At 52.4% G+C, this 10,407-nt stretch carries 9 protein-coding genes; 6 read left to right on the forward strand and 3 right to left on the reverse strand.

From position 1 onward, the window contains the following. Positions 1-373: 373 nt before the first annotated feature. From ACR0IM_RS23705 to ACR0IM_RS23715, 3 genes are all read left to right on the forward strand, one after another. Positions 374-1,519: a glycosyltransferase gene (locus tag ACR0IM_RS23705; protein WP_480643473.1), complete on the forward strand. Its 1,146-nt coding sequence runs from the start codon at positions 374-376 to the stop codon at positions 1,517-1,519. A 78-nt stretch (positions 1,520-1,597) separates the two neighbouring features. Further along, the gene (locus ACR0IM_RS23710; protein ID WP_480643474.1) at positions 1,598-2,554 is read left to right on the forward strand and encodes a glycosyltransferase family 2 protein; all 957 of its coding nucleotides are present in this window, start codon (positions 1,598-1,600) and stop codon (positions 2,552-2,554) included. A gap of 4 nt (positions 2,555-2,558) precedes the next feature. Next, positions 2,559-3,866 (forward strand): polysaccharide pyruvyl transferase family protein, encoded by a 1,308-nt coding sequence (locus ACR0IM_RS23715; RefSeq protein ID WP_480643475.1) that lies wholly within the window; start codon positions 2,559-2,561, stop codon positions 3,864-3,866. Between the two features lie 45 nt (positions 3,867-3,911). On the opposite strand, the gene rfbD is transcribed toward ACR0IM_RS23715, so the two are convergent. From rfbD to rfbC, 3 genes are all read right to left on the reverse strand, one after another. After that, a complete protein-coding gene (gene rfbD / locus ACR0IM_RS23720; protein WP_480643476.1) occupies positions 3,912-4,808 on the reverse strand; it encodes a dTDP-4-dehydrorhamnose reductase in 897 nt (298 codons plus the stop codon). Further along, positions 4,805-5,854: an NAD-dependent epimerase/dehydratase family protein gene (locus ACR0IM_RS23725; RefSeq protein WP_480643477.1), complete on the reverse strand. Its 1,050-nt coding sequence runs from the start codon at positions 5,852-5,854 to the stop codon at positions 4,805-4,807. Before ACR0IM_RS23725 ends, rfbD begins: the two co-directional genes overlap by 4 nt. Before the next feature lie 122 nt (positions 5,855-5,976). Further along, entirely contained in the window at positions 5,977-6,537 is a 561-nt protein-coding gene (gene rfbC / locus ACR0IM_RS23730) for a dTDP-4-dehydrorhamnose 3,5-epimerase (RefSeq protein ID WP_480643479.1), read from the reverse strand. Between the two features lie 767 nt (positions 6,538-7,304). On the opposite strand from rfbC, the gene ACR0IM_RS23735 reads away from it, so the two are divergent. Genes ACR0IM_RS23735 through ACR0IM_RS23745 form a run of 3 tightly spaced genes read left to right on the forward strand, consistent with a single transcriptional unit; the run spans position 7,305 to position 9,660 of the window. Continuing rightward, positions 7,305-7,790, forward strand: a complete 486-nt coding sequence (locus ACR0IM_RS23735; protein WP_480643481.1) for a UDP-N-acetylglucosamine--LPS N-acetylglucosamine transferase — start codon at positions 7,305-7,307, stop codon at positions 7,788-7,790. A gap of 11 nt (positions 7,791-7,801) precedes the next feature. Beyond that, on the forward strand, positions 7,802-8,290 hold the full coding sequence (locus ACR0IM_RS23740; RefSeq protein WP_480656788.1) for a glycosyltransferase: 489 nt from the start codon (positions 7,802-7,804) through the stop codon (positions 8,288-8,290). A gap of 32 nt (positions 8,291-8,322) precedes the next feature. Further along, positions 8,323-9,660 (forward strand): nucleotide sugar dehydrogenase, encoded by a 1,338-nt coding sequence (locus tag ACR0IM_RS23745; RefSeq protein WP_480643485.1) that lies wholly within the window; start codon positions 8,323-8,325, stop codon positions 9,658-9,660. Positions 9,661-10,407: the final 747 nt, after the last annotated feature.

Consider the following 10,407-nt stretch of genomic DNA (forward strand, 5'->3'; position numbering starts at 1 on the left):
CAGGATTCATTGAAATTTGAACTTCACATCATTTTCTGCCGCAAAGATCTCGGGCGGTTTCAGTTGTGTCGCGAACTTGCCCAGTGTCAAGATTTCAGATGGTGACAAGACCAATAACGATACAGCCCGCATTCAGAAAAAAACGCCGTGCAAATGCTGTCGCAACATACCCGGGCGAAACCTTTGGATCAGGAGTATCAGCCGCTCTAGGATTTTCTGGAATGGCCCACATCTTGACGGAACTTCTGCAGCTTTGTTAGCTTGCAGCGTTCGCCAGTTAAAAGATTTTGCCAGTTAACTGCAGTTCTCTGACCGATCTGAAATCACATACGATTTCTATGTCCAGAGATGCTCAGAGATGGAGACAGGAATAGTGAAGACTGTCCTGCATATCACCGCCGACTACCCTGACCAGTACAACGACAAGAAAACCCAAGCAGTCAAAAATCTTCTGCATGGCACTCGGGACTTTCGACATCTGGTCTATTCGATCAACCGGCAATCTGGTTTCGGTGGTGTGCGAATGATCGGCCAGCAGAAGGACGTAACCACCCTATGCTACAAGGCCCCACCCCTGGGAATATTTTTGGAAACATTTCTGTCGAAACTGGCGGATTGGATCGTTTCCGACCTTCGACGTCGGGGCGAAACAGTACATATTTTGCACGCTCATAAGCTTTCAATCGAAGGGTTGGTCGCACAACGTGTCTCGCGGGCTTTGGATGGTGTGCCTTTTATTTCCACAATTCGCGGAAACACGGACCAGAAGTATATCCGCACCAAGCTGGACAAACGCAGAACCTATCGCCAGCTGACCCGAAATGCTGCCCTGTTGTTGCCGGTTACACCTTGGATCGAACGCTATGTCGATGACACGCTCGATACACGCTCCTTACCTAAAATGCTTCTGCCAACGATCAGCCAGAGCACCAGATTGATCCCGCCACGCCCCGGAAACGGAAAAGTGGTCACCATATTCAACCTCAGCGGATGGCGCCTGAAGGGCATACCCAATCTTTTGGCCGCGATCTCAAAACTCAGGGCATCCGGAACAATTGTGCAGCTTGAAATCGTCGGCGGCGGGGATGCGCGGCACATTCAGGGTATTCGCAAACACATCAATAAGCATGATCTGCAAGATCAGGTCCACTTGGTTGGCGCCATACCACACAAAGACATTCAATCCCGGATGAATGAGTATTCCGGCTTTGTATTGCCAACATTACGTGAGACCTTCGGTATGGTTTACTTAGAAGCACTGACGGCGGGGCTGCCAATTTTGTATTCAAAGGAACGAGGTGTTGATGGGTTCTTTAGTGATGTCGAGATCGGCGTTCGCTGCGATCCAAAATCAGTTGAAGATATTGCAGCGGGCTTGCTTCGGATCGTTGAGGGTGAACAGTCGATGAAGGTTGAACTAGCCAAGTGCCAGACCAACGGCTTTTTTAGACAGTTCGAAGCAAAAAACATTTGCAAATCATACACGGAAGCCCTGCATGAGCTTATGGAGCGTGGTTAACGATGCATTTTCGATGACGCAAATGATTTACACAAACAGCAGACATGGCGCGGATGTCGCTGCGCATGCGCAAATTAAATGGAAAAAATGATGAGTGCCTCGGTTAAGGTTTCAATTATTGTCGTCAGCTTCAACACGAAAGAGGAAACGCTCGAAGCGTTACGATCGGTCGTACGGGAGACCCACTGCGTTCCTTATGAACTGATCGTATTGGACAATGCATCCGAAGACGGTTCAGCCAGTGCAATTCACGCCGAATTTCCCGACATCCAGTTGATAGCATCTGATCAGAACCATGGATTTGCAAAAGCAAACAATCTTGCAGCCAAACAAGCCAAAGGAGAGTTTCTGCTGCTTCTCAACCCGGACACGGTCATATTGCGCAGCGCTATCGACCGCCTGATAGAATTTGCGGAGGCTCATCCTGAAAACGATATCTGGGGGGGGCGCCAATTTTATCCCGACCTGAGTCTGAACAAGACCTCTTGTTGGCGGCAGATGACAATCTGGGGCCAACTTATGTGGGCCTTAGGCTTGATCAAGGTATTTCCGAACAACGGGCTATTCAACTACGACGGTTACGGTGGATGGGCCCGAGATGAAATTCGCGAGGTTGAAACGGTATCTGGTAGCCTCCTGCTAATTCGCAAAACCCTATGGGACGCCCTGGACGGGTTTGACACTACATTTGTCATGTATGGCGATGATGCGGATTTGTGTTTTCGCGCCCGCCAAGTGGGTGCCCGGCCCATCGTCACCCCAAATGCGGAAATCATTCATTACGGCGGCCGGTCAGAAAAAATCCGCGCGGACAAAATGGAGCGCCTTTTACGCGCAAAGGTCACATTCGCCGAGATGCATTCCGGCCCTTTCCGTGCTTTTGTCTTTAGATTGATATTCAGAATATTGGTGATTGTGCGGCTTTTGGGATTCCGCCTCAAAACAATTCTCAGGAAAGATCAGAACTCGACAAATTCATTGAATGCCTGGCGTGATGTCTGGGCACGCAGACACACTTGGCTTCAAGGGTATTGAGCTCATGCAAAATTCCGTTTCTCCCCCTTCACCCAAACCGCTCAAACTCTGTCTTTTCGGCGCGTCTCCGGACACGGCGAACTTGGGTGTTTCAGCCTTGTTCCTATCAGTTATGCACGCCATTGCGCGCCGCCATCCCGATGCGCAAGTCACAGTGTTCGACTATGGCTCAGGTCCCCGCCGCGCCATATTGCATTTTGACGGAAAACCGTTCCATTTCACCCGCTGTGGCGCAAACTTGTCACGCCGCTTTTATCGCCGTGATAGCCTGTTCAACATGCGCCTGAGTGCAGCGCTTGGAGGCTTGGGTAATCCGGGCGTGCAGGCGATTATGCAGGCCGACGCCGTTCTCGATATCAGCGGGGGCGACAGCTTCGCCGATCTCTATGGCGACAAGCGGTTTGATGCCATCGCTCAGACCAAACAGCTGGCCTTGCACCGAAACGCACCGCTGATCCTTTTGCCGCAGACTTATGGCCCGTTCGACACCCCCAGAGCGCATCGCATCGCCACTGAAATCGTGCGCACGTGCGATATGGCATGGGCCCGCGACGCCCGTAGCTTTGAAACGCTTAAGGAACTGCTTGGAGAGGTGTTTGACCCCACGCGGCATGACTTTGGCGTCGATGTTGCCTTTGCCCTGCCGCGCAGTAAGCCGGAGAAACTGCCAGGCAGGCTCGTGGACTGGATGAAACCGGACCGAACCCGCCCCCTTGTTGGTGTCAATGTCAGTGGTCTTATCCACAATCACGGCATGGAAGGTTCCCGGAACTTTGGGTTCAAGAGTGACTATCGGGACATAATCCACAAACTGGCATCCCGGTTTCTGGAAGAAACCGAGGCGAATATTGTCCTGATCCCGCATGTCTTAAGCTCAAAAAGCAACCGTGACGGCGACCCCGAAGCTTGCTGGAACGCCGCTGCCGCGCTGAACAATAACACACGGGTACATGTTCTGGATGAACAGTATGACGCGATGGAAATGAAATGGGTCATCGCGCAGCTTGATTTCTTTTGTGGAACCCGCATGCACTCGACGATTGCCGGGCTCTCCTCAGAGGTTCCGACAACTGCAATCGCGTACAGCAAGAAGACCCTCGGTGTTTTCGAATCCTGCGGATTGGGTCATCACGTTGTCGACCCGCGTCACGCAACGCTTGAACAATGCGTGGACGGAATCTGGGCCGCTTGGGAGAACAGGAACGAAGCAACGACAACCCTGGCGGAGTTCCTACCAAAGGTCAAAGACAAGGCTCAGGAGCAGATGGACCGGGTTTTCGCTCATATACCAAGGCAAATCCACACGCCCTAATAACACATCAGGATTGGAACGCTTTCAGGCGAATATAGCGGCCTGTCAGGGCGTATCCGCCCGAGCCTCCGCAATATGCCCTTTTGCGATCAGGTAACGCTGAAGCGCGTCCCTCCAATGGGGCATCGGCATAAGGTTCTGGCACAGCCGGCTGTTGTCAAGGACACTGTATCGTGGACGGGCTGCGCGTGTCGGAAACTCATTCGACCCGCACGGGGAAACTTCGGCATCGATCCCGGCCAATACTATAATTTCACGCGCAAATTCACACCAGCTTGCCGAACCACTATTGACAACATGATAGATGCCGGTCGGGCCTCCGCTGTTCAAAAGCGCCAGCATGGCAGCAGCAATATCCGATGTTGCCGTGGGTGACATGAACTGGTCGTCGACAACCTTCAGAGCTCCCTTCTCACGCGCAAGACGGATCATTGTCTCGACAAAGTTTCCTCCCTTGCCACTGGCACCGGCAACGCCGAACAGAGACGCAACCCGCAAGATGACCGTGTCCGGGTTGGCAAGCCGCGCGAGTGTTTCTCCCAACAGCTTGGACGCGCCATACACATTGACCGGAGCAGGCGCATCTTCCTCGGTCAGAGGCTGGCGCCGCAGGCCGCCACCAAAGACATAGTCCGTACTGATATGGATGAACCGAGCCCTGCGATCAGCACAGACCTTGGCTAGAGCCTCGACAGCATGGGCGTTGATTGTAGCTGCAAGTGTGCCGTTGTCTTCGACCTCGTCGGTTTTGTGATAGCTTGTGCAATTTATCAAAACGTCGAAATCATACTTTCCGAGTACCTGCGGAATCTCGGAAAGGTCAGCCACATCAAGGCCATCACGCCCAAGAGGGACAAGATCAAACAAACTGCCTGCGGCGGTATGGGCAGTTTGAATATCATGTCCAAGCTGACCATTCGGACCAAGTAAAAGCGCTTTCAAATCTCCACTATGCCTCCGTACATCTCGACATCGCGCAGGATTGTGTGCCACTTCGAAAGCTCTTTGTACCAGTCAAGTGTGATCGTCTTGACCGTTTTCGCTGTGGTCCCGGCCTCAAGCGCGTCACAAATCTCGGCCACTCCGTCGACCGCTGTCTTTTGCGCCTTCCAACCCAGCTTTTCTATCTTGTCGAAACTGACCCGATAGCTGCGGTGGTCAGGATCACCGTACCAGTCGACCTCAACATCCCGCGGTACGGTATCAGCAACCAACTGGCCAAGCGGCCCGATCTGGTAAGTGTTGGCAGCAGAGCCTACATTGAAAATCTCGCCATTGATGTGTGAGGCATCGGCACCCAGCATGAAAGCCTGAGCCCGCGCCGTGTCTTGCACATGAACCATCGGTCGCCACTGGCTGCCATCACGCATGAGCGGCAGCTTCCCGGTTCTCCAGGCGCCCTCGGTCATGCCGTTGATGGCCAAATCGAAACGCATTCGGGGGCTGAGCCCGTAGACGGTCGCCTGCCGGAGCACAACCACACAGAATTGTTCATCCGCTAGCGCCAGCACGCCGTCCTCTGCCATCTCATTGGCTTTGGCATAGGTTGTAAGAGGATTGGTCGGACTAGTTTCATCAGCAACCACGTCCGCAGGTTGGAAGCCATAGATGCTGCAGGACGAAGGTAGAACATAGCGTTTTGCGCCAGCCGCTTTAGCCAATTTGGCGCAGTTTATCCTTGAATCCCGATTGATCTGATAGGTCGCATCCTGAAACAGATCACCCGATGGGTCATTGGAAATTGCCACCAGATCTATAACCGCATCGACTCCCTTCAGATGTTCTGCAGTCAGCTTTCGGCTGTCTTCAACAATGATTTCAAGCGCATCATGCTCGGGCAAGAGATCCCGGCCAAAATAGAAACGATCCAAGGCTCGAACGTGATAGCCAGCGGCCAGAAGCATCGGCACCAATGTCGTGCCGATGTAGCCGCCCGCTCCAGTCACCAGAACTGTGCTTATCCCACTCGCTTTCTCTGGGTTGTCCATTGGTCTGCTAAGCCTCTCTGTGGTTCTAACGTGTCGCAGAATAATTCACTCATTAAACGCCCGAATGCACGTGCCCGGGGCTGTACCCTGCAGCCGCCCCTTTTTCGACATATGGCCATTCATCAATCGAATGGTGTCTCAATCGCGGCAAGACGCGGCTGGTTTTGATCCTTGTCGGAAAGAACAACAGCGTTTCCTGTCTTTGGCCAGTCAATGCCAAGGTCCGGATCATTCCACAGAATACCGTGGTCATGGTCAGGAGCATAAGGTGCACTGACCTTGTAAATGACTTCAGTATCAGGTTCGAGCGTCACAAAACCATGCGCAAATCCGGCCGGCACCAGAATCTGAGTCCACGATTCTGCTGAAAGCACGGCGCTGACATGCTGACCGAATGCAGGGGAGCTGCGGCGCAAGTCGACAGCCACATCGAAAACGGCCCCGCGTACAACCCGCACAAGCTTGTCTTGTGCAAAAGGCGGTGATTGGAAGTGCAGCCCTCGCAATGTTCCGGCTTCAGCGGAAAGAGAGTGGTTGTCCTGCACGAAATCAATCTCGATTCCGGCATCACTCAGGGCTTGCTTATTATAGGTTTCGGAAAAGAAACCTCGATGATCTCCGAATTTTCTTGGCGTCACCAGTTTGACATCCGCAATCTCCAGAGACCGCACGTCAACACTCATACTCAACCTTTCCCCGGCAGCTTATGCTCGCAGGTCTTATAAACAAAAAAAACATGTCGCTCATGTAATGTGCAACGTGGAAAAAGGACACGCAAAAGTCTTTTCAGTCAAGGTTTAAAGACAGTGGCCATTCTGACTGTTGGTAGATCGCGAGTATCGCTTGCGCGCAAGCACGGTGCAAAGAGTTGCCGCCTCAAAGAAGAGCATTCCGCTCAGAATCCACCTGCTAATCTATAATAGGCAAGTGTTTACCATTATGTGCTGGTCGGCCACAGCTCTGCCGTACAGATTGGAACGGAATCGCTGTGTTGTCATTCCATCCAATACGAATCCTGTTGCTCCTGTAAATCACAGCCTCGGCTCATAATTCACATTATTGTTGCCATATGCTCAAAACCTTTGGATTGTTTCCATGTTGAAGCTGTACAAAAGTAGCGTATCTTATGTACTTGAGGAGTTGAGGCCGCACTTATTTTCCGTAGCATCAATAGATGCAAAGGGGTTCCTGCAATATCCCCCATTCTCCTCTTGAATTAAGATTTCTAAAAGAAGAATGCTGAGGTCGTAGAGATTTTAATTGGCAGCATGAAATTCAGGTCATACTTTCAAAAGATCTGCTGAGCGCAGGGAAACCAACACCGCTCAGGTATCCCAGTAACTGGTATTTTGTTTATGAGTTTAGTGACACAAACGCGGCTCACCGCACTTTCCGACAACAGCGGGATCGTTCTGATGCAATTGGGCATTGCCATAGCCGGAGATCAACTATGAGTGAGGCCCTCCCCCGCGTTCTGGCCGTTGCATCCGGTGGTGGTCACTGGATTCAGCTTTGCAGGATGATCCCGGCTTGGGACGGGTGCGAGGTAACCTATGTCACGACGGAACCTGGCTTCAGGCCAAAAATCGAAGCAATGGCGGCTGAGCGCGGACAGCCGAGGCCGGGCTATCAAACCGTTGTCGAAGCCAACCGATGGCAGAAAGCGAAACTGATCCGTTCACTCGTTCAGATTGCTGTCATTCTAGTCAAATTTCGACCGGACGTTGTTGTTACGACGGGTGCGGCTCCTGGCTATTTTGCGCTGCGGCTCGCATCAATGATGGGGGCCCGAACGGTGTGGATCGACAGTATTGCCAACGCTGATGAGCTCTCTCTTGCTGGCCGGAAGGCCAGCAAGCATTGTGACCTTTGGCTGACGCAATGGGAGCATCTCGCGACCCCAGATGGCCCTCAATATAAAGGGTCGATCATTTGATTTTCCTGACAGTGGGAACCCATGAGCCTTTTGACCGGCTGGTCCGTTGTGTAGACGATTGGTGCGGTGACAGAGGGAACGGGGATAGTATTTTCGGGCAAATCACGGCGAATGCAAAATACAAACCTCAAAACTTCGAGACCGTGTCCTCATTAGAACCAAGCGATTATAGTGAGCGTTTTAGGACTGCCGAATTTGTTGTCTCACATGCCGGGATGGGGTCTATCATCACAGCCTTGAGTATGCGGAAGCCAATTGTCGTCCTCCCACGGCGCGGACATCTGCGTGAGACCCGCAATGATCACCAATATGCAACTATACAGCGATTTGGGGGGCGTCCCGGGGTGTTTGCGGCGCAGAACGAGACCGAATTGACGAAAATGTTGAACCGTGTTGATGCAGGGGAAAAGTCAGAGGGGCAGGAGGTTCCCGCATTTGCGGATGAGCAACTCATAAGTGCCGTGAAAAACTTCATTCACGCTTCCAGCCGAAAAAGCTAAGGCAATTTATCTAGATGGTATCCGAAATGGACATGAAAAACAGGATTGAACCCAAGTTATTGACCGCCCTGAAAGACCAGACAGCCAGAGTCGGTGTCGTCGGGCTTGGATATGTTGGCCTTCCTCTGGCCGTGACGGCTGCGCTGCGCGGCTTTGCGGTAACAGGCTTTGACGTCGACGACGACAAGATCAAGCGGCTGGATGCGGAACACAGCTATATCGCGGCAGTCACGGACGAGATGCTGAGCGAGGCAACGCAGGCAGGCAAGGTCTCTTGGACAGCAGATTTTGCAGGACTATCCGGATGCGACGTCATTGTTATCTGTGTGCCAACGCCTCTGACTCGTCACCGCGAGCCGGATCTAACCTTTGTTGAGGCCACTGGTAAGATCATCGCGAAACACATGCGCCCCGAGACGCTGGTCGTTCTTGAGTCCACGACTTTTCCGGGCACGACAAAAGATATTCTGGCGCCGCTTCTTGAAACGCATGGGCTGCAGTCCGAAAAGGATTTCTGGGTCGCCTTCAGCCCGGAACGCGAAGACCCAGGCAACAAGACATATCGCACCCATTCCATTCCAAAGATTGTCGGTGGTGACTCCGAGACCGCGCGGCGTCTGGCCGAAGCCTTCTACAGCCAAGTCGTCGAAAAGGTCGTACCCGTTTCCTCTGCCGGTACGGCGGAAGCTGTGAAGATCACCGAGAACATCTTCCGGGCAGTCAACATCGCGCTCGTGAACGAATTGAAGATGATCTACGACGCGATGGGGATCGACGTCTGGGAGGTGATCGATGGCGCGGCCACCAAACCGTTCGGGTTCATGCCCTTCTACCCCGGTCCCGGCCTTGGCGGCCACTGTATTCCGATCGACCCGTTCTACCTGACCTGGAAAGCCCGAGAATACGGGCACGCCACCCGCTTCATCGAACTGGCGGGCGAAATCAACGTGAACATGCCGCATTATGTAATCGCGAAGCTGCGCGAGGTATTGGACCGTCAGCTCGGGAAAGGCCTGTCAAAATCGCGGATTCTTCTGGTGGGCATCAGTTACAAAAAGAATGTCCCGGATATGCGAGAAAGCCCTTCGGTGGTTCTGATGGATATGCTGCTTGGCAACGGAGCCGAAGTCGATTTCCTCGATCCGCATGTCGACGATATTCCACGCATGCGCGAGTTTCCACACTTACTGGGTCGAAAGGCTGTTCACCTTCAGGAGGTCGATGCCGCTGACTATGATGCCATCCTAATTTCAACCGACCATGATGCTATTGACTATGAAAAGTTGATCAACTTGGGACTTCCTATAGTGGATACCCGCAATGCAATTGCATCGCGTGAACTATCAACGGAGATGGTGACAAAAGCCTGAGTAAATTCAGTACCTGCTCCGATTGATTAGGAGGATTCAACTCAGGCCCCAAACGCACTAATTTTGTATAACTCAAATATAATAGAGATTACGAAACAGAGCAGATATTGGCCAAGCCGGCTGTGGCTTGGTCTAAAAAATCTCAACTTACCGCTGAGCGGTCTCAACTGACTGGTCCAAGTTGAAAGTTAGTGCAGTGTGATCCTGGTAGGGATCGACCATACATCCTGTTTCGAAACCAACACTAGGCTGGGTATCAGATATGACAATTCCCATCCAACCCTCCAATTAGCCCAAGGTATCAAATCCCAAGTGCCATATTTGTGATCTATTTTCAGAATCTTAGCTCACTTGAAACCTGATAGCGGCTGGATTCAGCAACTCGCACGACCGGTCCCTCCGAAACAAAAAAGGTGAAAGTATCAGAAAACTTATCTTCTCGAACCAGATGGCAAACAGAAATTTGTAACACAACCACCTTATCCTGTCATATCGCCAAGCACGATCTGGAAGTGAAAAATAAACACAGTTTCTCGGAGAGTGCTGTGGTGTAAGAACTCTCTCTGGCCCGTCGGCAACGCGACTACCCCAACAGATTAGTTGCCGGGTTCTCGGCAATATCGACGTCATCGTAGTATTTCTGCGCCTGTACCATGGAGCGGTGCAGGGAGAGGCGCATGGCGGCCTGGATCGGGGCCCCGTCGAGGGCAGCTTGGGTCAAAAACCCCGAGCGCAGCCCGTGCGGTG

The sequence above is a fragment of the Ruegeria sp. BF6 genome (genome assembly GCF_056538665.1).

Coding starts and splice junctions, on each gene's coding strand:
- ACR0IM_RS23710 (WP_480643474.1), top strand. CDS start 1,598: ATGGAAAAAATGATGAGTGCCTCGGTTAAGGTTTCAATTATTGTCGTC.
- ACR0IM_RS23725 (WP_480643477.1), bottom strand. CDS start 5,854: ATGGACAACCCAGAGAAAGCGAGTGGGATAAGCACAGTTCTGGTGACT.
- ACR0IM_RS23745 (WP_480643485.1), top strand. CDS start 8,323: ATGAAAAACAGGATTGAACCCAAGTTATTGACCGCCCTGAAAGACCAG.
- rfbC (WP_480643479.1), bottom strand. CDS start 6,537: ATGAGTGTTGACGTGCGGTCTCTGGAGATTGCGGATGTCAAACTGGTG.
- ACR0IM_RS23735 (WP_480643481.1), top strand. CDS start 7,305: ATGAGTGAGGCCCTCCCCCGCGTTCTGGCCGTTGCATCCGGTGGTGGT.
- ACR0IM_RS23715 (WP_480643475.1), top strand. CDS start 2,559: ATGCAAAATTCCGTTTCTCCCCCTTCACCCAAACCGCTCAAACTCTGT.